This is a genomic window from Roseateles sp. AC306, from assembly GCF_979253795.1.
This window is the reverse complement of sequence record NZ_CEEDEB010000005.1, coordinates 1-22,672: the sequence shown is the minus strand read 5'-3', so window position 1 is coordinate 22,672 and position 22,672 is coordinate 1. Positions and strand designations below refer to the sequence as shown.

Below are 22,672 nucleotides of genomic sequence, written 5' to 3'. Positions count from 1 at the left end.
TCCGGTCACAGCGGGGCAGGGGAGGCAGGAGGCTCGGACGACGCCACACGGGCCAGGCTTGCATCGCCCGGGCCTTTGCGGCGCAGCTTGTCCAGCAGCACGTAGACCACGGGCGTCGTGATGAGCGTCAACAACTGGCTGGCGATGAGCCCGCCGATGATGGTGATGCCCAGCGGCCGGCGCAGCTCGGCGCCTTCCCCGAAGCCAATCGCCAGCGGCAGCGCGCCCAAGGCAGCGGCCAATGTCGTCATCAGGATGGGCCGAAAGCGCAGCAGGCAGGCCTCGCGAACCGCGTCGACGGCGGACAGCCCCCGCGAGCGCTCGGCCTCCAGCGCGAAGTCGATGATGAGGATGGCGTTCTTCTTGACGATGCCCAGCAGCAGGAAGACGCCGATCAAAGCAATGACCGAGAAGTCCATGCGGAACAGCATCAGCGCAAGGACCGCGCCGATGCCGGCCGACGGCAGCGTCGACAGCACCGTGATCGGGTGCACCAGGCTTTCGTACAGCACGCCCAGCACGATGTAGATGACGACGATGGCGGCCAGGATCAGCAGCGGCTGTTCCTGCTGCGACTGCTGCGCGCTGCGGGCGCTGCCCTGGAAGCTGCCGCGCACATTGGTGGGCATGCGGATGCCGGCCTCCGCGCGTTTCACCGCAGCCTGCGCGTCGGCCAGGATCACGCCCTCCGGCAGGTTGAAGGACACGGTGGTCGCGAGTTCGCCGTCCTGGTGGTTGACGGAGGTCGGCGTGGCGCTCTCGGCAACGCTGGCAAGGGCCGTCAGGGGCACCATGCGCGTCATCGAATTGCTCACCGCCTGACCGGTGGACGAGTCGCGCAGCGCGGGGTTGATGGCGGTCGCCGTGGCTGCCGTGGTGGTCGCCGCCGCCGTGCCGGCCGGCCCGCGCGCGGGCACCTGCACATCGTTCAGCGCCAAGGGGCTGCGGGCATAGCGCGGCGCCACCTCCATGATGACGCGGTACTGGTTCAGCTCGTCGTAGACGGTGGCCACCTGGCGCTGGCCAAAGCCGTTGTAGAGCGCGTTGTCGATGTCGCGTGCCGTCAGGCCCAGCTTGGCGGCGCTGTCGCGGTCGACAGTCACATAGGTCTCGACACCGTTCTCCTGCTGGTCGGTGTCGACGTCGGTCAGCTCCGGTTGCTGCTTCATGGCCTCGGCCAGCCGCGTGGCCCACCGCTTCAGGTCGGCGGCGTTGTCGCTCTTCAGCGTGTACTGGTAGGTCGAATTGCTCTGTCGGCCGCCCATGCGCAGATCCTGCACCGGGTTCAGGAACAGCGCCACGCCGGTGACGGCCGCCAGCTTGGGCCGCAGCCGCGCGATGACCGCCTGGCCACCGTTGTTGCCCTCGCCGCGCTCCGCCACCGGCTTCAGGTTGACGAACATGAAGCCGCCGCCCGCCCGCCCGCCGCCGGTGAAGCCCACGACCGTGTCCACCGCCGGGTCGCGCCGGATGATGTCCACCAGCTGCTTGAGCTTGCCCTGCATGGCCTGGAAGGAAATGCTCTGGTCGGCGCGCATGCCGCCGTTGATCTGGCCGGTGTCCTGCTGCGGGAAGAAGCCCTTGGGCACGACGCTGAACAGGTAGGCGTTGAGGCCGATGACCGTCACCAGGATCAGCATGACCAGCGCCCGGCTCGCCAGCGCCCAGTCCAGGCTGGACGCGTACGTACGGTGCAGGTGGTCGAAGCCGCTTTCGAAGAAGCGGGCGATGCGGCCCGGCTTCTTCAGTGGGTCGACCGGCTTCAGCAGCCAGGCGCACATCATCGGCGTCGTCGTCAGCGAGATGATCAGCGAGATCATCACCGCCGCCGACAGCGTGACCGCGAACTCGCGGAACAGCCGGCCCACCTGCCCGCCCATGAACAGCAGCGGGATGAACACCGCGATCAGGCTCAGGCTGATGGACAGCACCGTGAAGCTGACCTCGCGCGCACCGAGCAGCGCGGCCTGCATGCGGCCCATGCCGGCCTCGACATGGCGCGCCGTGTTCTCCAGCACGACGATGGCGTCATCGACGACGAAGCCGGTGGCCACGGTCAGCGCCATCAGGCTCAGGTTGTTCAGGCTGAAGCCCAGGCCCAGCATGACGCCGAAGGTGCCCAGCAGCGACACCACCGTGGCCACCGCCGGGATGACGGTGGCGCGCGCGCTCCGCAGGAAGGCGCTCACCACCAGCACAACGAGGACGATGGCGATGATCAGCGTCACCTCCACCTCGTGCAGCGACGAGCGGATGGAGTTGGTGCTGTCGGACGCCACCTGCAGCTTCACGTCGGGCGGCAGCTGTGCCTGCAGTTCGGGCAGCAGGGCGCGGATGCCGTCGACTGTCTCGATGACGTTGGCGCCAGGCTGGCGCGTGATCAGCACGACCACGGCCGGCTGGCCGTTGAACAGGCCCAGCGTGCGCGTGTCCTCGACGCTGTCGATGACGTCGGCCACGTCGGTCAGGCGGATGGCGGCGCCGTCGCGCCAGGCCACCACCAGGTCGCGGTAGTCGGCCGCCTTGCGGCCGGTGCCAGCGGCGTTGGTGCTGTAGATCTGCAGCCGCCGGCCGTCGCCTTCGATGGCGCCCTTCGGCCGGTTGGCGGCGCTGGACTGCAGCGCCGCGCGCACGTCCTCGGCGCTCAGGCCATAACGGTTCAGTACGTAGGGGAGCAGCTCCACGCGCACGGCGGGCAGCGAGCCGCCGCCGAGTTCCACATCGCCCACGCCGTCGGCCTGGGCCAGCTTCTGCTGCACGACGTTGGACACCGCGTCGTAGATCTGCCCCGCGCTGCGCGTGTCCGAAGTCAGCGCCAGGATCATCACCGGCGCGTCGGACGGGTTGGCCTTGCGGTAGGTCGGGTTGCTGCGCAGTGTGGCTGGCAGGTCGGCGCGAGACGCGTTGATGGCCGCCTGCACCTCGCGCGCCGCCGAGTCGATCTTGCGGTTCAGCTCGAACTGCAGGCTGACGCGCGCCGAGCCGTTGCCGCTGTTGGACGTCATCTCCGTGACGCCGGCAATCGCGCCCAGGCGCCGCTCAAGCGGCGTGGCGACGCTGGTGGCCATGGTCTCGGGGCTGGCGCCCGGCAGCCGCGCACTGACCGAGATGGTCGGGTAGTCGACCTGCGGCAGCGGTGCCACCGGCAGCGCAAAGAAGGCGCCGATGCCGGCCATCGCCACGCCGGCCGTCAGCAGGACGGTGGCAATCGGCCGGCGGACGAAGAACTCCGAAAAAATCACGCCGACGCCTCCCGCGCCGCTTGCTTGCGCCGCCCCCACCGTCGGCCCAGCCTGTCGAAGCCCAGATAGATCACCGGCGTCGTGAACAGCGTCAGCAGCTGGCTGACGATCAGCCCGCCGAAGATGCTGATGCCCAGCGGCCGGCGCAGCTCGGCGCCTTCACCGAAGCCCAGCATCAGCGGCACGGCGGCGAACAGCGCCGCCAGCGTCGTCATCAGGATGGGCCGCAGCCGCAGCAGCGCGGCCTGGTGGATGGCCTCGCGGGGCGACTTGCCTTCCTGGCGCTCCGCTTCGATGGCGAAGTCGATCATCATGATCGCGTTCTTCTTGACGATGCCGATCAACAGGATGATGCCGATGATGCCGATGACGCCCAGGTCCTGGCCCGCCATCATCAGCGCCAGCAGCGCGCCCACGCCCGCCGAGGGAAGCGTCGACAGGATCGTCAGCGGGTGGATGTAGCTCTCGTACAGCACGCCCAGCACGATGTAGACGCACACCACCGCCGCCAGGATCAGCCACAGCTGGCTGCTCAGCGACTGCTGGTAGGCGCCGGCCGCGCCGAGGAAGGTGAGCGTCACGCTGGCCGGCAGCTTGGCGTCCACGGCGGCCTGCTTGATGGCATCGACCGCCTGGCCCAGCGACACGCCGGGGGCGGTGTCGAAGCCCAGCGTGGTGGCCGGGTACTGCGCCACATGCGTGACCTGAAGCGGCGCATGGCGCTCGGTGATCTTGGCGATGGCCGACAGCGGCGTCGTCGTGCCCGAGCTGGTCTTCAGGTGCAGCAGGCCCAGCGACTCCGGCGTCGTCAGCAGGTCGGGCCGGGCCTCCAGGATGACGCGGTACTGGTTGGTCTCGGTGAAGATGGTCGAGACGATGCGCTGGCCGAAGGCGCTGTAGAGCGCGTCGTCCACCGAGGCCGCGCTGATGCCCAGGCGCGATGCGGTGTCGCGGTCGATGTCGATGAAGGCGGCCAGGCCCGTGGCGCCGGCGTCGGACACGACATTGCGCACCTGCGGCACGCCTTGCAGCTGTTGCGCGAGGGTGCCTGCCCACCGCGTGACGGTGGCGTTGTCGGCACCTTCCATCGACACGCGGTACTGCGTCGGCCCGCTCTCGGCGTCGATGGTCAGGTCCTGCGTCGGCTGCAGGTAGACGGCCACGCCGGCCACCTGCTGGGCGCGATCGCGAAGGCGGGCGATGGTCTCCTGCTGGCTGCCGCTGCGCTCGCGTTTGAGGTTCACGAGCAGCCGGCCGGTGTGCAGCATGGTGTTGTTGGCCGCGTCGACGCCGGTCAGCGAGCTGAGGCTCTCGACATCGGGGTCGGCCAGCATGGCCCGGGCCGCCGCCTGCTGCAGCTCGGACATGCGGGCGTAGGAGACCGACTGCGCCGTCTCTATGCGGACCTGCAGCTGGCCGGTGTCCTGGGTCGGGAAGAGGCCTTTCGGAATCCACAGGTAGAGCGCCACGGTCAACGCCAGCGTGGCCAGCGCCACCAGTAGCGTCAGCGTCTCGTGCCGCAGCACGACCTGCAGCGCGCCGTCATAGCGGTGCACGACGCGGTCGAACACGCGCTGGAAGCGGGCGCTGAGTGAGTGCGGGTGCTCGGCGTCGCTGCTTTGCTTCAGCCAGCGCGCGGACATCATCGGCACCAGCGTCAAGGACACGACGGCCGAGATCAGGATGGTGATCGACAGCGTCACCGCGAACTCCCGGAACAGCCGGCCGACGACGTCGCCCATGAACAGCAGCGGGATCAGCACCGCAATCAGCGACACGGTCAGCGAGATGATGGTGAAGCCGATCTGCGACGCGCCCTTGAGCGCGGCGGCCATCGGCTTTTCGCCCTCCTCGATGTAGCGCGCGATGTTCTCGATCATGACGATAGCGTCGTCGACGACAAAGCCGGTGGCGATGGTCAGCGCCATCAGGCTCAGGTTGTTCAGGCTGTAGCCCAGCAGGTACATCGCGCCGCAGGTGCCGATCAGCGAGATCGGCACCGCCAGGCTGGCGATGACGGTGGCGCGCAGGTCGTGCAGGAAGGCAAAGATGACAAGCACCACCAGCGCCACGGCCAGCAGCAGCTCGATCTCGACATGCAGCACCGAGGCACGTATGCCCGTAGTGCGATCGCTCAGCACCTGCACGTTGACGTTGGCGGGCAGGCCGGCCTGCAGCTCAGGCAGCCGCGCCTTGATGGCGTCGACCGTGGCGATGACGTTCGCGCCCGGCTGGCGCTGCACGTTCAGCACGATGGCCGGTTTGAGTTGGCCTCCTTCGGCGTTCGTGCCGGCCCAGGCGCCCAGCTTGACGTTCTCGGCGCTGTCGACGATTCGCGCCACATCGGTCAGCCGCACTGGCGCGCCGTTGCGGAAGGCGACGATCAGCTGGGCGTATTCCTTGGCCGTCAGCAATTGGTCATTCGCGTTGATCGTGTAGGCGCGGGTCGGCCCGTCGAAGCTGCCCTTGGCGCTGTTGGCATTGGCCGCGCTGATGGCGCTGCGCACGGTGTCCAGCCCCAGGCCGTAGGAGGCCAGCGCCTGCGTGTCGGCCTGGATGCGCACGGCCGGGCGCTGCCCGCCGCTGAGCGAGACGAGGCCGACGCCGGCCACCTGGCTGATCTTCTGCGCCAGCCGCGTGTTGACGAGGTTCTGCACCTCGGTCAGCGGCAGGCTGTCGGACGTGATGGCGAGCGTGAGCACCGGCGCGTCGGCCGGGTTCACCTTGGCGTAGACGGGCGGCGCCGGCAGGTCGGCCGGCAGCAGCGAGCCGCCGGCGTTGATGGCGGCCTGCACCTCCTGCTCGGCCACGTCCAGCGTCTGGCCCAGGCCGAACTGCAGCGTGACGATGGACACGCCGGCGGCGCTGGTCGAGCTCATGCGCTGCAGGCCGGACATCTGGCCGAAGTTGCGCTCCAGCGGCGCGGTGACCGTCTGGCTCATCACCTCGGGGCTGGCGCCGGGGTAGAGCGTCTGCACCTGAATCGTCGGGTAGTCGACCTGCGGCAGCGCTGACAGCGGCAGGAAGCGAAAACCCAGGAAGCCGGCCAGCACGATGGCCAGCATCAGCAGCGACGTGGCGACCGGCCGCTCGATGAAGGGCCGCGACGGCCCGCTGATGGCGTCGTCCGCTTCGGCCGTCACGTCCGCCACGTCCGGCGGCACTGCGCTCATGGCGCGACCGCGTCAGAAGCGCGTCGGCGCGGGCCCGAGGCAGCGTCGCCGCCTGTCCTGGCACCGGAAGCGCCCGACGCGCCAGACGAAGGGCCGCGCCGCCCACCGCCTGCGCCCGACGCCGGCGCATCGCCCGGCAGCGTCACGCGGCCGCCGTCCTTCAGCCGGTCCGCGCCTTCGGTGATGACCTTCTCGCCCGCCTGCAGCCCGCTGGCGATGACCACCATCTCGTCGGTGGCCGGGCCACGCTTCACGGGCCTCGTGGCCACCGTGCGCGCCGCCTCGTCGAGCACATAGACGAACTCGCCCTTGCTGCTATTGCGCAGCGCGGCGACCGGCACGACAACGGCGCCTTCGAGCGTCTGCAGCAGCAGGCGCACATTGACGAACTGGTTGGGGAACAGCGCTTCCTTGGCATTGGCAAAGCGGGCCTTGGCACGCACAGTGCCGGTCTGGGTGTCGACCTGGTTGTCCAGCGTGGCGAAGCGGCCTTCGCCGACCACGGTGCTGCGGGTGCGGTCCAGCGCCGTCACCGGCAGCACGGCACCGCTGCCCACGCGCGCCTGCAGCTCGGGCACGCGGTCCTGCGGCAGCGAGAACTCGACATCGATGGGGGCGGTCTGCGTGATGACCGCGATGCCGTTGGCGTCGCCTGCGCTGACGACGTTGCCGATGTCCACCACGCGCAGGCCGACCCGCCCGGCGATCGGCGCCACGATGCGGCTGTAGCCCAGGTTCAGCCGCGCCGTGCCTTCATTGGCGCGGTTGGTAGTGGCCGTGCCTTCCAGCTGGCGCACCAGTGCCGCCTGGGTGTCGACGTCCTGGCGCGCGATGGAATCCTGCTGCAACAGCGTCTGGTAGCGCTGCAGCGTCAGGCGCGCGTTCTCCAGTTGCGCTTCGTCGCGCTGGCGCTGGCCGGTGGCCTGCATCAGCGCCATCTCGAACTGGCGCGGGTCGATGGTGGCCAGCAGCTGGCCCTTGCGCACCAGCTGCCCTTCCTTGAACAGCACTTGCTGCAGCACGCCCGACACCTGCGGCCGCACCGTGACCGTGGCCGCCGGCGTGACGGTGCCCAGCGCTTCCACCGTGATGGGCACGTCGGCCTTGCGCGCCGTGGCCACGCCGACCGTGGTGGCCTGCCCACCGCGCCCACCGGGCCGGGCGCCTGGTGCGGGATCCGCAGGTGCGCGGTGGGTCAGCCACCAGGCCAGTGCGACAAGACCCGCCAGCAACAGCACGGACAGCACGGTGGCCCAGGTGCGCGAACGCGGTTTGCGTACCGGTGACGCGGTGGGGCCGGCAGGCGTCGGTGTGTCGGGCAGGGGGTCGAGTGGGGGCATCGGGCTGTCCAGGGCGGCTGTTTTTCGGATTCGCGCACGGCGCGTCCGCGGGGCAAGCATCTCGCCCGCCGTCGTGCCGTTGGCTGATTAGACCCGCGGCATGTTGCTGCTCTGTAGCGCGACCGCCCGACACCGCAGCCGCCGCCTCCAGGCAGCGGCCCCTCAGAGGGCTGCCCTAGGCCTTGGCCGGCACCGCCGCCAGCTGCGCCAGCGTCGCGTTGCGGTAGGGCGCGCAGAGCTGCTCCACATAGGCCTGGTGCTGCGGCAGCCCGGCCACCGTGCGCGCGACCTTGAGGTGGATGTCGCCGAGGAAGGTGCTCAGCTCCTGCCGGCCCATCAGGTCGGCCACCGGGTGATGGCGCTCGGGCGTGATGCCCTGACCCAGCATGACCTGGACCCAGGAGTTCTCGGCAAACAGCTCGTCGCTGGTGCGGAAGACGCGGCCCGTCTCGCGGAAGAGGGCTATGCGGTGGCGCAGCGTGGCGGGCAGGTCCATCTCGCGCACATGCTTCCAGAGCTTGGAGTCGGTGCGCTCGTTGACGGTGTAGTGCAGGACGATGAAGTCGCGGATGTGCTCCAGCTCGCGCTTGGACTGCAGGTTGAACTCATCCACGTCGGCCTGCTGGATGCCGCCTTGCGGAAACATCTGCATCAGGCGGATGGCGGCGCGCTGGATGAGGTGGATGCTGGTGGACTCCAGCGGCTCGACGAAGCCGCTGGCCAGGCCCACGGCGATGCAGTTGCGGTGCCAGACCTTGTCGCGCTGTCCGGGCAGGAACTTGATGACGCGCGGCTGGATCAGCAGCTCGCCCTCGACGTTCTTCTTGATCACCTCGGGCGCGTCGGCGTCGCTCAGCTCCTTGCTGCTGTAGACCAGGCCGTTGCCGACGCGGTTCTGCAGCGGAATGCGCCATTGCCAGCCGAAGGGGTGGCAGATGGAGCGGGTGTAGGGCCAGGCTTCGCGCACGGAGGCGGTCTGCACGGCCACGGCGCGGTCGCAGGGCAGCCAGTAGGACCAGTCCTCGTAGCCCACGCCCAGGGCCTCGCCGATCAGCATGGAGCGAAAGCCGGTGCAGTCGATGAAGAGGTCGCCGTCGATGCGGCTGCCGTCCTGCATCTGCAGCGCGGTGATGTCGCCGTTGCGGCCGTGCGGGCCGTCCATCAGCACCGCGGCAATCTTGCCCTCGATGCGCTGCACACCGTAGCCTTCGCTCATCGCGCGCAGGTATTTGGCATAGCGGCCGGCGTCCATGTGATACGCGTAGTTCAGGCCGCTGCGTGGCAGGTGGGCAAAGCGGTTGGCGAAGGCGGCGACCGTCTCCGGGTTGTAGTCGGTGTAGGTCTTGGCGAGGCCTTCGGCGCGGCCCTTGAGCCAGAAGTGCTGGAAGCCGGCGCTCCAGTGGTCGTTGCCCGTCGAGCCGAAGGAGTGGAAGTAGTCTTCGCCGATGTTCTTCCAACCCTCGAAATTGATGCCGAGCTTGAAGGTGGCGTTGGTGGCCGCCATGAACTCGGCCTCGTTGATGCCGAGCAGGTTGTGATACGTGTGCAGCGCCGGGATGGTGGCTTCGCCGACGCCGACGGTGCCGATCTCCTCGGACTCGACCAGCTTGATGTCCAGCTGCTTGCCGAGCAGCTTGCTCATGAGCGCGGCCATCATCCAGCCGGCGGTGCCGCCGCCGGCGATGACGACGCGGCGGAACAAAGAGTTGGGCGTGTTCATCTTTTTAGATTCGTCAGGAGTTGCGCGCGGGCCTGGCGCGAAAGGGTGTCGTCGATGGGGCCGAGCAGGCCGCGGGCGGCCTCCGGAATGTGGGCCCAGGTGCTGTCATCGGCGCCGAAGACGAAATGCTGGAAGTGGTGCTGCCAGACGCGCCGTTCCTTCTCGGGCAGGTCGCGCAGCGTCATCAGGGCCAGGTGCAGCGTGCTCAGTGGCGAGTCGACGTAGTCGGGCGTCTGGCGCCACCAGGCGTTGATGAGCAGGTTGACCGGTGCCAGCCCCTCGATGTGGTGGAACCACATGCTGGGGATGAAGATGGCGTCGCCGGGCTCCAGCTCGGCCACCTCGCCAGCGTCCAGCGCACGAGCGAAGCGCGGGAAGCGCTCGAAGTCGGGCTTCTCGAAGTCGACCAGGCTGACGGGCTGGCCGGCCGGGGTCGGGTCCAGCGGGCCCATGTAGAGGTTGCCGATCTGCTCGGGCGGGAAGACCGTGAAGCGGCGCCGGCCGGCGGCGACGATGGCGAGGTTGTCGGGCAGGTCGTAGTGGGCGGCGATGCGCGTGCGGTTGCCCAGCCACAGGCTGACGAGGGCGTCGCGTGCGCCCAGGCCCAGGGCATTGACGTCGAGAAAGCCCGGCAGCACGGCCTCCACCGTTGTCGAGCCGACGTACAGGGCCGGCGGCTCGGGCGTTGCGCTGAGGCCGAGCAGCCCGGTCAGCACCTGATCCAGCGTGGCGGCATGGCGGCTGAAGTTGAAGCCGCTCAGCGTTTCGTCAGCGTAAAAGACACGGCCGCGCGCCTCGGGCGCCAGCTGGAAGAGGCCGATGCGCACGCCGTTGTAGAAGCCCATCAGATAGCGGGCCAGCGCCTCGTCGGACCGCCGGGCCGCCTGCACCACCGGCCAGTGCGCGAAGCCGCCGCGCACGACGTAGGGCCGGTCGCCGGTCAGGAGTTCGGCGGGCAGGTTGTCGGGGTCGAATGCCCCGGTCCAGGCCGGTACTTCTCTCATGATCAGAGGCGGCTTTGTCGCTCGACGAGGCTTTGCAGCTGCTGCAGTGAGGCGATCTGCATGTAGATGGGCAGCAGATGGCCTTCGCGTGCCAGGGCCTCCAGCGCGGCGCCGGGCAGGGCGGCCAGGCGCTCTTCGTGGATGGTGAACAGGCCCGACAGCCGGCCCTGCTCGCCGCCCGGCGTCTCGATGTCGATGACGAAGGGCTCCAGCAACTGGTGGCGGGTCAGCGCCTCGATGAAGAACGGCAGATGTTGGGCCTGGGCGTGGAGATGCTCCATCAGCTGCACGACATGGTCGAGGTGGTCGCTGAAGCCGCCATGCGGCATGAAGATGGCGGTGCCGACCTCGCCCTCCTCGGGCCGCACGATGCGCGGGCTGTCCATGTCGATGTGCAGCTGCAGCGTGTCGTCGGGGGCGCGGCCGATCATGAAGGGATCGCGCTGCAGCGCCATCGGCACGACGGGCGCATCCCAGCCCTTGTGGGTCATGAAGAGGTTCTGGCCTTCTTCCAGGCCGAACAAGGCGACGGGCTGGAAACCCGCGTCGCCTTCGACCAGCTGGAAGACGATGGGGAAATGGGCCTGCAGCTGGCGGAACTCGGCCGGCAGGGCCAGGGCCGACTGGCGGGCGTCGCCCAGCGCGGCGGAGCGCTCGGTGCGGACGCGCAGATGGCGGTGGGTGACGTTGTCGAGCAGGACGGGGCGGGTCATGACGCTTGGCTGTGGATGTGATTGATCAGGCTTCGGTGTCCGGGCAACGCGGGTACGAAGCGGCGGGCCTGGCGGGCGGCCTCGTCGAAGGCGGCCTGGGCTGCCTGCAGTTTGGTGGTGGACAGGGGCTGGGTGTCAGGGCGGAAACCCATGCCGTAGAGCACGTACTGGTAGCTGGCCGAAGGGAAGACCTCGTCGATGCGGCCGAAGTCATGGCGGGCCGGCGGGCGCAGCTTCCACATGGGCAGCAGCTCGCGCAGGCGCTCGGGCCAGGTGGCGGGGTCGCGGTGCGCGCGCCAATAGTCGCTGTCGTCGCGGCTGCTGAGCGCGTAGTGCAGCTTCAGGAAGTCGATGACGCGCGCCCAGCGGTAGCTGAAGTCGTCGTTGAAGCGGCGGGCGACGGCGTCCATGGAGGCGCGCGTCATCGGCAGTTCGTCGCACAGGCGCTGGGCCGAGAGTTCGACCAGGGCCAGCGCCGAGGCCTCCAGCGGCTCGATGAAGCCGGAGGACAGGCCGATGGCGACGCAGTTGCGCACCCAGAACTGCTGGCGGTAGCCGGGGTCGAAGCGGATGGAGCGCGGCGTGGGCCGCTCGGCTGGCGCGCCGGTGGCGTCGAGATAGGCCTGCAGGGCAGCGTGGGCCTCGTCCTCGCTGGCGTGGGCGCGCGAGTAGACGCAGCCGACGCCGCGCCGCGAGGGCAGGGCGATGTCCCAGATCCAGCCCTTGGCCCAGGCGGTGGCGACGGTGACCGAGGCCAGTGGCGCGTCGGCCTGTGCATAGGGCACCTGCAGCGGCAGGGCCGCATCGTTGAAGAGCACGTCGCGCTCGCTCTTCAGCGGCACGCCGAAGTGCTGGCCGATGAGGCGTGAGGTGAGGCCGGAGCAGTCGATGAAGAGGTCGGCCTTGAGCTCACCATGCTCGCGGGTCTGCAAGGCGGCGATGTCGCCGTTCTCATGGCTGAGTACGGCGTCGACGTGGTCTATGACATGGCGCACGCCGAGCGTGGCAACGGCATGCTCGCGCAGCATCTGGCCGAACAGGCCGGCGTCGAAGTGATAGGCGTAGTTGGCGACGGCGCCGAACTCGGGCGTCTGCACCTGCTTGGGCGCGCGGCCGGCTTCGCAGACCTGCACCGAGGGGCTGACGACGTCGGCAAACGGTCTGGCGCCCTGGGTGGCCAGCCAGGGCTGGACCAGGTCCACGTCGCCATAGCCGACGGGCAGCATGAAGGGGTGGTAGTAGCGGTCGCCTTGCGCGCCCGGCTTGCCTCGCGCCCAGCCGTCGAAGCGCGAGCCCTGCTTGAACGAGACCTGGCAGCGGCGGATGAACTCGGCCTCCGACAGGCCGATGCGGCGCAGCGTGTCGCGCATGGAGGGCCAGGTGCCCTCGCCGACGCCGATGGTCGGCACGTCGCTGGATTCGATCAGCGTGATCTTCAGCTCACCATGCTCGGCAGCCAGCAGCCCGGCCACCAGCCAGCCCGCCGAGCCGCCGCCCAGCACCACCACCTCACGCAGTCTGTCGTTCACGCACTGGCTCCCACAAACAAAAAGGGCCGCTCGCGCGGCCTCGCCCATCGGCGAACAAGGGCGGCACCCCTGAACGGAGCGCCGCCGAACCAGACGAGAGCTTAGAACTTGTAGCGTGCGCCGATCATCACGCGACGGCCCAGCTGGGTGACGGCACCCACCTGGTTCTCGTTGCGCATGTGCGTGCGGGTGTACGCATCCGTCAGGTTGATGGCCTCGAACTGCAGGCGCAGATGCTGGTTGACGTTGTAGCCCACGCTCCAGTCCAGTTGGCCGAAGGGTTCAACGTACAGCGGCTGGGCGCCTTCCACGCCATCGAAGTTGGCCGCCAGGAACTTGCCGCGCCAGTTGTAGGCCAGGCGGGTCGTCCAGTCCTCGTTCTCGAAGAAGCCCACCAGGTTGCCCGAGTCGCCCATGCCGACCAGCACGTCGGTCTGCCCACCACGCTTGTTGTTGTCGTAGGCCAGGTTGGACTTCACCTTCGTGAAGTTGGCCGACACGCCGAAGCCGCTGTTGCCGAAGATGTGCTGGGCGTTCAGCTCGATGCCGTTGATCTTGCTGGTGCGGGTGTTGTTGACGAATGAACCCACATTGAACATGAGCAGCGGGTCTGTCGGCTGGGCCGTGATGGTGCCCAGCGACGTGCCGGGCGCGCCCGGGCTGACGCCGGGGGCGGTCGGGAAGTTCGCGAAGATGTACTTGCGGATGCACTCGGAATCGGAGCCGCATGCCCCGGTCGTCTGAGCCTGGTTGTACATCGCGCTGCCCACTGGCGTGTGCAGGTCGAACAGGTTCTTGCGCTCGACGACGGCCTGGTTGTAGTCCTTGAGGGACTTGCGGAAGTAGCTCGCCGCGACGTAGCTGCTCTTGGCGTAGTAGTGCTCGGCGGAGAAGTCGATGTTGCTCGACTTCAGCGGTTTCAGGTCCGGGTTGCCCACCGAGGCCCCGCCACCGTCGACGCGGGCCAGGGGGTCGATCCGCTGTCCGCCCTGGATGGCATTCCAGCCTGGGCGGCCAATGGTCTGGCCGTAGCTGACGCGCAGCTTGGTGTCATTGGTCACATCCGCGCTCAAGTCGATGGACGGCAGGAAGTAGTCGTACTTGCCCTGTCGCGACGCCGAGCGCGTGCCACTGAAGGAGATGGGGATTTCGTTGTTGGCAACCCAGGCCACGGATACCGGGATCTTCTCCGTGGACGGCGAGCCGACCTTCGTGCGCTCGTAGCGGGCGCCAATGGCCGCTTCCATGGGCACGCCCCACTCCCAGGCCAGGTTGTACTGGCCGAAGGCGGCTTGCGACTTTTCCGTGGTGCGGAAATCGTCGTTCCAGTCGAACGAGGCCTTCAGCAGCGTGTCGGAACCCAGGGCCTTGATGGCCGAGGCGCGCAGGTCTTCGAAGTTGAAATAGAAGAATTTGTCGAACAGGCGCGGGTCGTTCGAGCCCGGGATGCGGGTGAAGTACTTGCTGATCGAGTCGGTCTTCCAGATGTCGTCCGGCATCGCGGCGGGGCCGCCCGCGGCACCTCCGCCCCAGGTGTCGCGCTGGACGTTTGCAAAGGCCGAGCGGTTCTTCACCTCGGTCAGGGTCAGACCGAAGTCCAGGCTGCTGTCTTCGTTGATCTTCCAATTGCCCTTGGTCTGCACCTGGCTGACCTGGTTCCTCTGGTAGCTGTTGCCGAACACCGAGCCCTGCAGTTCCTGCTTGGTCGGGTCGAGCCCGCCCAACATCGACAACACCGGGAACTTTTTGCTGAAGTCGACGAAGGTGTCGCCGCGGACCAGCGACGCAGTGCCCAGCGTCACGGAGGTGCCGAGCGGATCGTTGGCACCCGAGGTGGCGGTGGAGCGGTGGGCGTCGAGCTCAAAGCTCAGGGCGTCGGTGGCCTTCCACTTCAGGTTCAGGCCGAGTTGCTGATTCTTGTTCTTGGTGTTGATGCGCGAGGCACCCATGGCCAAGTCGGAGTTGGTCATGTGCTCGCCGTAGATGATGGGCGAGGAGGGCGAGCCGGTCTGGTATTCACCGAAATGGCCGCCGTAGTTGAACCAGGCGGAAATGTCGTTGCGGCGCTGGCGGAACTTCTGCTCCGACATGACGAAGTCCAGCGTGCCGACCAGGTCCTTCATCGGCTTGAACTGCAGGACCAGTTGGCCATTCAGGCGCTCGCGGTGCACGCCGGTGAACGAGTAGTTCAGGTTCTGCGGCACGCTGTAGATGGAGTTCACGGCCGGACGGTTCTTGATCTCGGTCGCTGCGCTGGCGGGCGGCAAGCCGCCCCAGACGGCGTTACCCCCGCCCCAGTCGGCGTTGTCCTGAATGCCGTTGAAGGTCTTCCAGCCGCTGCTGACGTTGGCCTGCGAATAGCCGGAATCACGCACCTGGTAGCTGCCGATCAGCGTGATGCCGAACATGCCGTCGTTGGACTGCGTGCTGTAGATGCCGCTCAGTTCAGGCGTGGCCTTCTTGCCCTGCTCTTCGCCAGGCAGGCGGCGAGCGGACTGGTCGGCCACCAGCTTCACGCCGACCTGGGCGATGGTTTCCTTGGTATCGAAGGGGCGGGGCGTGCGGACGTTGATCGTCGCGCCCATGCCGCCCGTCGGGCTGCTGGCGCGGCTGGTCTTGTAGACCTCCAGCGCCGACACACCGTCGGAGGCTAGGTTGGAGAAGTCGAAGGAGCGCGAGGCCGGCGCGCTGCCGTCAACGCTGGCGCCGGGCATCTGGCGGCCGTTGAGCAGCACCAGGTTGAAGTCGGGGCCCATGCCGCGCACGGTGATGCGTGTGCCTTCACCGTTGGCGCGGTCGATGGACACGCCGCTGATGCGGCTCAGCGACTCAGCGAGATTGGTGTCGGGGAACTTGCCGATGTCTTCCGCAACGATGCCGTCGACGAGGCCCGACGACGAACGCTTCAGATTGACCGAGGTCTCCAGCGACTTGCGGATGCCGGTCACGACGACCGTCTCCAGTTGCGTGGTGCTGGCCAGCGCCTGTGGCACCGAACTGGACGGCGTGGGGCCGGCGTTGGGGTTGCCGCCTTGCGCCAGCGCGGCGGTACCGGCGAACAGCAGGCCGCTGGCGGCGGCCAGGGCGGTGAGGCGAGGGGCGGTGTGGCGAGGGGCGGGGCGGGGTGTTCTCATACTTGTCTCCAGAGTTGTGGTCTTGTCGAGTGGGCTCGATGACAAACTGAAAGCGCTTTCAAGCGTACGTCAATGGCAGCGCTTTCAACCTAGGCAACACCCTCGGTCTGCGGCTTGGCGGCAACGCCGGGCCAGAAGGACCAAGGGAGTGTTGTTCCGGTGCCTCACCGTCGTGAAAGCCCCACCCCCATTGGGATTGGCGGCGTTCGGCGCGGCGGCTACGGGTAGTTCCGGGTTGAAAAGCGGCAGCCTGCTGAAACGACTGAAAGCGCTTTCATGCAATCATGCGACAGCGCATGGGGATCAGCCACATGGTTTTCCCGGGCGGAACAACAGTCGACGCAAGCAACCTGGAACTGGTCTTCGGGCCGAGCGCCGGGCCGCTCCCAAGCCGGCCCGCCTGGCGATGTGCGAGCGGGGCCGCCCCCGCGAGCATCGCCGTCCCCCCGGGGGACCGACCAGGCTTGGCCGCGTTCAGCGCGGCAAGGCTGGGCGAGGGGTCAACAGCTTCCAGCCGTGCGCCGGGCCGCTCCCAAGCCGGCCCGCCTGGCGATGTGCGAGCGGGGCACCCCCGCGAGCATCGCCGTCCCCCCGGGGGACCGACCAGGCTTGCCCCCGTTCAGCGCGGCAAGGCTGGGCGAGGGGTCAACGTCCCACTCGCCGCGTGCTCTCACGCACGACCAGCTCCGGCCCGGGCAGCGTCGCCTTGGGCTTGACGCCACGCAGCATGGCGAGCATGGCCTTGGCGGCCTCGATGCCGATCTCGTAGACGGACTGGCGCACCGTCGTCAGCGGCGGCATGGAATAGCGCGCCATGATGAGGTCGTCGAAGCCGACGAGGGAGACATCGTCGGGCACGCGCAGGTTGCGCCGGTGCAGGCCCAGGCAGGCGCCGATGGCCATCTGGTCGTTGGAGGCGAACAGCGCCGTGAAGCGCACGTCGCGCTCCAGCAGCCGGCTGACCGACAGCATGCCACCGGCCTCGGTGTAGTCGCTCTGCACGATGAGGTTGGGATCTTGCGCGATGCCGGCGGCTGCCAGCGCGTCGAAGTAGCCGTTCTGGCGCTCGACGGCGTCGTCGTGCATCAGGTCGCCGGCGATGAAGGCGATGCGGCGGTGGCCTTGCTCGAGCAGATGCTGCGTGGCCAGCCGGGCGCCCTCACGGTTGTCGAAGCTGAAGCTGAACAGTTGCGGCCCGCTCAGCTGGCGGCCGACGACGATGACGGGCAGGCTGTCGGACACCCGCGTCAGCTCGGCGTCGGCGATGCGGCCGGCCAGCACGATGACGCCGTCCACGCGACGCGACAGCAGGGTCTCGATGGCCTTGCGCTCGTCGTCCTCGTGCCAGTTGCCGGAGACGAAGAGCGGCACATAGCCGGCCTGCTCCAGCTCGCGCTCTATGCCGAGCAGCGCCTCGCCGTAGAAGGGGCTGGAGATGATCTGCGTGACGACGCCGACCGACAGCGTGCGCCCACCGGCCAGGCCGCGCGCCACCGGGTTCGGGCGAAAGCCCAGCTCCTGGATGGCGGCGTCCACCGCGTCCTTCTTGGCCTGGCTGACGGCGGCGGTGCCGTTCAGGATGCGCGACACCGTGCTGGGCGACACACCGGCCAGCTCCGCCACCTGGTCCAACGTGACCACGCCGTCCGGGCGGCTTGAAGGCGCTTTCTTGGCGGGAGGTTGCTTGTCGTTCATCGGTGGTCGAATAGGTGACCGAGTGTAGGCCGGGCGTTTGCCGCGCTTTCAGGCCGCGCGCCGGGCCGCTCTTGAGCCGACCCGCCTCGAGATGTGCTCACAGTTTGACGAACCTGATCCAGTTCAGGTTCCAGCCGCCCTGGGCCGCGAACACGCCGACGTTGTAGGTGCCGGCATTGATGTTTACCGTCTGCGAGATGGTGGTCCAGTTCTGCCAACCGCCGGTGGCGGGCACGCTCACCTGGCCAAGCGGGACGCTGCCGGCATTGAGATCCAGCGACAACGTGCCGCCGGCAGCGCTCGCGACGCGGTACTCGACGCGGTAGCTGCCGCTGGTGGGGAAGCTGATGCTGTTGTAGGCCATCCAGTCGCTGGTATCGATCCAGCCGACGTTCTGACCGCCCTCGGAGCAGGCCTCGAGCTGCACGCCCGCCTGGGCGCTGAACGCCTCGGCCTCGATCTGGCGCGACCAGGCCGGCGTGGTGACCTTGGCGACGATGACGGAGGTGGCCCGATCGTTGAAGGCCTGGTCCACGAGGCAGCCGCTGTCACCGACCCTGACCACGCTGGCACCGGTGAAGTTGTCACCGTCGAACAGCTGAACCTGGTAGCCCGCGTTCACGCGCAGCGACGACATGTCGTTGTCCCGCACGCCGCGGGCCTGCAGCTGGGCCAGTGTGTAGCTGCCTTCGGGCAGGGCCGCCGCATAGCCGGCGTAGTTGCAGTCCTGGTAGACCGTCGCCACGCCGCCGGCTGCGGGTGCGTACACGCGCACATAGTCCACATGCATCTTGGCGGGCAGGGCGGCGGTGTTGACGTTGAAGCCCGGCCAGTTGCCGCCGATGGCGAAGTTCAGCAGCAGGAAGAAATCGTTCTGGAATTCGCTGGTGCCGTTGACGCCGCCCGCGATGCTGGCCTCGTGATACTTGGTGCCGTCCACATACCAGCGGATGACGTTGGCGTCCCATTCCACGGCATAGACATGCCAGTCGGTCACGGTGGTGGCCACGTTGCCGCCGTACTGGGCGTACTGGCCGGTGTGGTCCTGCCAATGGATGGTGCCGTAGACCTTCTGCTCGTCGTTGATCTTCTCCATCACGTCGATCTCACCGGAGGCGGGCCAGCCGACCTGCGGCAGGTTGGCGCCCAGCATCCAGAACGCCGGCCAAGCGCCGAGGAATGAAGGCAGCTTCATGCGCGCCTCGATGCGACCGAACTTGAAGGACTTGAGCCCCTGCGTCTTCATGCGTGCCGAGGTGTAGGCCATGCCGCCGAAGTTCTCGCGCCTGGCGGTGATGACCAGCGCGTTGTTTTCGATGGTGGCGTTCTCGCGGCGGTAGTACTGGAGCTCGTTGTTGCCCCAGCCGCCCGCGCCGGTCTCGAAGACCCAGCTCGGGCCGATGCTGCCGTTGAACTCGTCGCTCCAGACGAGTTGCCACTGCGCGTGAGCCAGGCCGGTGGCCGCCAGAAGCAGCGCGGCAAACAGGCGCCGGATGAGGGAAAGCGGAAATCTCATGGATGTCTCCGGTAGTTTTTGTCCAAACTGAAAGCGCTTTCAGATGATGGCCAAAAGAAGCCCCGCGCAACCTAGGCAACACCCTGAGAGGCGCGAAGCTAGGGGGCCGGGGCCCGCCGTCGGCGTGTTCATGTCAGGCCGCCAGCCGGAAGAGCCCGGTCGGCGGCCTGCCGAGGGGCTCACTTCCAGGGTGCGTTCTGCAGCGCCGGGTCGTTCACCAGCCCGAGGCTGTTGGCGGCCTTCACACCGATGGATCCGGGCGACGCGAGCGGCGCGCTGCCGCAGCTGCCGGTGGCCGTCTTCAGGGCCTGCCACAGCATGGCGCCGTCACGCGGGTTCCTGTTGGCCAGCGTGCTGCTGGTCACCGCGTTCAGGTAGCGCTCCACCGAGTAGGCCTGGTTGATGTTGACGCCGTAGCTGTTCTGCAGGATGACCGAACCGGTGCATTGCGCATCGGCGTTGTTGACCACCAGCTGTGCGCCGGACCAGCCCTCGGGCGCCGTCTCGAAGCCGATGGACACGATGGTGCTGGCCGGGAACAGCTGGCGGTACTGCTTCCAGGATGTCACGCCGTCGAAGTGCTCGTAGCGCGCGTCGTAGGTCATGATGTTGACGAGGTTGAACGCCGTCTTCAGCGCCGGATAGCTGTTGACGAGCTGGCGCTCCAGCCCGGCCTTGCCACCCCAGTAGCTGACACCCACGCCCGCGCATTGCGGGTCGTTCTGCGTCGCGCCCGTGCAGTCAGCGCCGGTGGACCAGCCCGCCACGCTCAGGATGCGCCCGCCGCCGGCCAGGTCGACCGCCTTGCGCATCGCTTTCACGGCGCCGGCATAGGCATCGAGACCTTCGATCTCGAAGTCCACATCCAGGCCGTCGAAGCCCACGTCCTTCATGATGTTGGCCAGCGCCGTGATCGTCGACCCGCTGCCGGCATGGCCTTCGGCGGAGAGCGTGCCCCAGCTGTTGTAGGTCGCGCCGCCCACGGCCAGGATCACCTTGATGTTGCGGGCGTGCAGCACGTCGATGGCGGCCTTGATGTCCGACGGCCGGCCGTTGAAGTTGATGCCGGTGCCGGACCAGTTGTTGGCCGCCATGCCACCCCAGCTGAAGTTGGGCTGGGCGAACGCGGCCACCACATGCGTGTAGTTGGCGGGGATGCGCGCGAAGTTGCTGGCCTGGAAGACCTGGTTCATCGTCTTGCCGGTGGCATCGAACCAGTTGTCGCTCCAGGTCGGGTAGTAGACGGTGTACGCGCGGGCAGACTGCGTGGCCGACTTGGCAGCCGGGTCACTCAGCCCTGGGGCCGGTGCGGGGCCGGGCGCCGGGCCAGGGGCCGGGCCGGGTGCGGGGGCAGGGCCTGGCGCGGGACCCGGGGCTGGGGCTGGCCCCGCCGTGCAGGCGCCTTGCGACGTCCACGGCTGGCCGCTGCCGGCGGGGCCGCTGCTGGTCGCGGGGTCGTTGCCCTGGGTCCACCAGTTCGCCTTGTAGTTGGTGCCGCCCTTGCTGGCGATGGCGCCGCCGGTGTAGACGGCGGAGCTCGCCCACGCCGTCGCGCAGGCGGCTGCTTCGGCGGCCGTGGGCACTGCCAGCGTGGCAAACGCGGCCGCCGTGATGGCTGCAAGGCGCTGCAGCTGGTGAGCGGGGATATCGGTCGAAAGCGGGTTCATGAAACGTGTCCTGTTCAATGGCTTCAATCGCGGGAATGGGCTGTACCGCATTCCCGCACTTCACCTGGCCGAACTCCCCGGGCCTCAGCCGGCCCCCAGGCGTTGAGATTGTTCAACTGGTATTGAACCAGCTTGCGACAGCTACAACCTCTTGAATACCACTTTGCGAACCACCCCGACGACCGTCACGAGTGAAAACCCTTGTCTCTGGTGAGCAAACGTTGCGAAAAAGCTGGCCGGTGCCGCTTCTCATGGGAAAAGCACTTCGTCGGCGTATGGCCTAGGGTTTATGCGGTTCGGCCAAAAGAAGGCACGATGCACAATCTTGAAAGCGCTTTCAGACACCATGCCCGGCCTTTCTACTCCTCTCCCCACACGCCGCCGGCTGCTGACGGATTCGCTCGCCGGCGCACTGGTATCTGCCATCGGGCCTGCAGTGGCCGCTGCAAGGGGGCCGGAAAGCACGCTCACGGTGGCCGCCTTCCCGCTGGTCGACGTGATCGCCAAGGACCTGCTCAAGGGCTGGAGCCAGCGACATCCCGACGTGCGTGCCCAGGTCATCAGCCGGCAATACGACGACCATCACACGGCCATGACGACAGCGCTATCAACCTCGGGCCACCTGCCCGACGTCATTGCGCTGGAGACGAGCTACCTGGGCCGCTTCTCGCTGGGCTCGGGGCTGGAGGACTTGTCCGCGCCAGCTTTCGGTGCCGAGCGCTTCAAGGACAGGTTCGTGCCCTTCGCCATCGAGACGGCGCGCAACCGGCAGGGCGCCCTCGTCGCCATGCCCAGCGACATCGGCCCGGGTGCGCTGTTCTACCGCGTGGACCTGCTGGCCCAGGCCGGCCTGAAGGAGGCGGACCTGACGCGCTCCTGGGAGAGCTATGTCGAGGCCGGCGCCCAGCTGAAGGCCAGGACCGGCGCCTACCTGATTGGCGATGTGCGCCTGCTCAAGGACATCATCGTGCGTGCCGGCACGCCGCCGGGCGAGGGCCAGTTCGTCGACAACCAGGGTCGGGCACAGATCACCTCGGCGCGCTTCGTGCGGGCCTTCGAGCTGGCGAAGAAGGTGCGCCAGCAAGGCCTGGATGCCCGTGTCGAGGTCTGGCAGAACGACTGGGCCGAGATGCTCAAGCGTGGCCGCCTTGCCACCGAGATGTCCGGTTGCTGGATGGCCGGCCAGATGGCCAACTGGGTGGCGCCCGGCACGGCGGGCAAGTGGCGCGTGGCGCAGCTGCCCGAGAACGCTTATTGCTCCTACGGCGGCACCTATTACGCCATCCCGCGCCGCTCGGCGCCCGAGCGCAAGCAACTGGCCTGGCAGCTCATCCAGGAACTGACGATGGACCGCCAGCGCCAGCTCGACGCCTTCCGGTCGCAGGACGCCTTCCCGGCCCTGCTGGCCTCGCAGGAAGACGCCTTCTTCGACCAGCCCGTGCCCTTCCTCGGCGGCCAGCACGCCAGGCAGCTGTGGCGTGATGCGGCGCGGCGCATTCCTGTCGTCAAGATGCACAAGCAGCACAAGTTCGCCGACGAGGTCATCAACGCCGAGCTGGACAACGTGTTGGAGTACGGCAAGGCGATTCCGCAGGCGCTTGCCGACGCGCAGGCGTTGGTGGTGCATCGGGCGAATCGGTGATGGCAGGCTGTTCGAGCGTCGGTTTGCTGGCCAGGCCCAGCCGGGATTTCGTCCCGGCGGCCGACTCACTTTTTGCGCCGCCAAAAAGTAAGCAAAAAGCTCTACCCTGCGAAACCGCCCCTGTCGGGGTTCCCTGCGTGCCATGCCGCTTGCATGCGGCATGGCGTTCGTCAGGCGTCGCACAGCACGCAGGTGCTGTGCTCGGTCCTGCCTCACTGCATCGAAGCCCGGGGCCGCACCCAACTCACTTCGCTACGCTGCGTTCAAACAAAGGGGTGCGAAGTCAGAGCTTGAACC

Annotated in this window: 12 protein-coding genes; 1 reads left to right on the top strand and 11 read right to left on the bottom strand. The window is 68.0% G+C overall.

Features of this window, described 5'->3' with window-relative positions:
- Nucleotides 1–5: 5 nt before the first annotated feature.
- From AC0IZJ_RS12330 to AC0IZJ_RS12280, 11 genes are all read right to left on the bottom strand, one after another.
- Entirely contained in the window at nucleotides 6–3,242 is a 3,237-nt protein-coding gene (locus AC0IZJ_RS12330; protein WP_471850053.1) for an efflux RND transporter permease subunit, read from the bottom strand.
- Nucleotides 3,239–6,415, bottom strand: a complete 3,177-nt coding sequence (locus tag AC0IZJ_RS12325) for an efflux RND transporter permease subunit (protein ID WP_471850051.1) — start codon at nucleotides 6,413–6,415, stop codon at nucleotides 3,239–3,241. Before AC0IZJ_RS12325 ends, AC0IZJ_RS12330 begins: the two co-directional genes overlap by 4 nt.
- A complete protein-coding gene (locus AC0IZJ_RS12320; protein WP_471850049.1) occupies nucleotides 6,412–7,755 on the bottom strand; it encodes an efflux RND transporter periplasmic adaptor subunit in 1,344 nt (447 codons plus the stop codon). The genes AC0IZJ_RS12325 and AC0IZJ_RS12320 overlap by 4 nt, the downstream gene beginning before the upstream one ends.
- 175 nt (nucleotides 7,756–7,930) lie before the next feature.
- Nucleotides 7,931–9,475 (bottom strand): tryptophan halogenase family protein, encoded by a 1,545-nt coding sequence (locus AC0IZJ_RS12315; RefSeq protein WP_471850047.1) that lies wholly within the window; start codon nucleotides 9,473–9,475, stop codon nucleotides 7,931–7,933.
- Complete coding sequence (locus AC0IZJ_RS12310; protein ID WP_471850045.1) at nucleotides 9,472–10,479, bottom strand: cupin-like domain-containing protein; 1,008 nt, start codon at nucleotides 10,477–10,479, stop codon at nucleotides 9,472–9,474. The genes AC0IZJ_RS12315 and AC0IZJ_RS12310 overlap by 4 nt, the downstream gene beginning before the upstream one ends.
- Nucleotides 10,480–10,481: 2 nt before the next feature.
- Entirely contained in the window at nucleotides 10,482–11,192 is a 711-nt protein-coding gene (locus AC0IZJ_RS12305; RefSeq protein WP_471850043.1) for a SapC family protein, read from the bottom strand.
- A complete protein-coding gene (locus tag AC0IZJ_RS12300; RefSeq protein ID WP_471850041.1) occupies nucleotides 11,189–12,721 on the bottom strand; it encodes a tryptophan halogenase family protein in 1,533 nt (510 codons plus the stop codon). Before AC0IZJ_RS12300 ends, AC0IZJ_RS12305 begins: the two co-directional genes overlap by 4 nt.
- Before the next feature lie 101 nt (nucleotides 12,722–12,822).
- Nucleotides 12,823–15,855 carry a TonB-dependent receptor gene (locus AC0IZJ_RS12295; RefSeq protein ID WP_471850039.1) on the bottom strand — a complete coding sequence of 1,011 codons (3,033 nt, stop codon included), beginning with the start codon at nucleotides 15,853–15,855 and terminating at the stop codon, nucleotides 12,823–12,825.
- A 645-nt stretch (nucleotides 15,856–16,500) separates the two neighbouring features.
- A complete protein-coding gene (locus AC0IZJ_RS12290) occupies nucleotides 16,501–17,550 on the bottom strand; it encodes a LacI family DNA-binding transcriptional regulator (protein WP_471850037.1) in 1,050 nt (349 codons plus the stop codon).
- Nucleotides 17,551–17,647: 97 nt separating this feature from the next.
- Nucleotides 17,648–19,066, bottom strand: coding sequence for a carbohydrate-binding protein (locus AC0IZJ_RS12285; protein ID WP_471850035.1), 1,419 nt, complete (start codon nucleotides 19,064–19,066; stop codon nucleotides 17,648–17,650).
- 179 nt (nucleotides 19,067–19,245) lie between these two features.
- Nucleotides 19,246–20,733 (bottom strand): glycosyl hydrolase family 18 protein, encoded by a 1,488-nt coding sequence (locus AC0IZJ_RS12280; protein WP_471850033.1) that lies wholly within the window; start codon nucleotides 20,731–20,733, stop codon nucleotides 19,246–19,248.
- Nucleotides 20,734–21,058: 325 nt separating this feature from the next.
- On the opposite strand from AC0IZJ_RS12280, the gene AC0IZJ_RS12275 reads away from it, so the two are divergent.
- On the top strand, nucleotides 21,059–22,375 hold the full coding sequence (locus tag AC0IZJ_RS12275; RefSeq protein WP_471850031.1) for an ABC transporter substrate-binding protein: 1,317 nt from the start codon (nucleotides 21,059–21,061) through the stop codon (nucleotides 22,373–22,375).
- Nucleotides 22,376–22,672 lie beyond the last annotated feature (297 nt).

Coding starts and splice junctions, on each gene's coding strand:
- AC0IZJ_RS12325 (WP_471850051.1), bottom strand. CDS start 6,415: ATGAGCGCAGTGCCGCCGGACGTGGCGGACGTGACGGCCGAAGCGGAC.
- AC0IZJ_RS12320 (WP_471850049.1), bottom strand. CDS start 7,755: ATGCCCCCACTCGACCCCCTGCCCGACACACCGACGCCTGCCGGCCCC.
- AC0IZJ_RS12315 (WP_471850047.1), bottom strand. CDS start 9,475: ATGAACACGCCCAACTCTTTGTTCCGCCGCGTCGTCATCGCCGGCGGC.
- AC0IZJ_RS12310 (WP_471850045.1), bottom strand. CDS start 10,479: ATGAGAGAAGTACCGGCCTGGACCGGGGCATTCGACCCCGACAACCTG.
- AC0IZJ_RS12305 (WP_471850043.1), bottom strand. CDS start 11,192: ATGACCCGCCCCGTCCTGCTCGACAACGTCACCCACCGCCATCTGCGC.
- AC0IZJ_RS12295 (WP_471850039.1), bottom strand. CDS start 15,855: ATGAGAACACCCCGCCCCGCCCCTCGCCACACCGCCCCTCGCCTCACC.
- AC0IZJ_RS12290 (WP_471850037.1), bottom strand. CDS start 17,550: ATGAACGACAAGCAACCTCCCGCCAAGAAAGCGCCTTCAAGCCGCCCG.
- AC0IZJ_RS12285 (WP_471850035.1), bottom strand. CDS start 19,066: ATGAGATTTCCGCTTTCCCTCATCCGGCGCCTGTTTGCCGCGCTGCTT.
- AC0IZJ_RS12280 (WP_471850033.1), bottom strand. CDS start 20,733: ATGAACCCGCTTTCGACCGATATCCCCGCTCACCAGCTGCAGCGCCTT.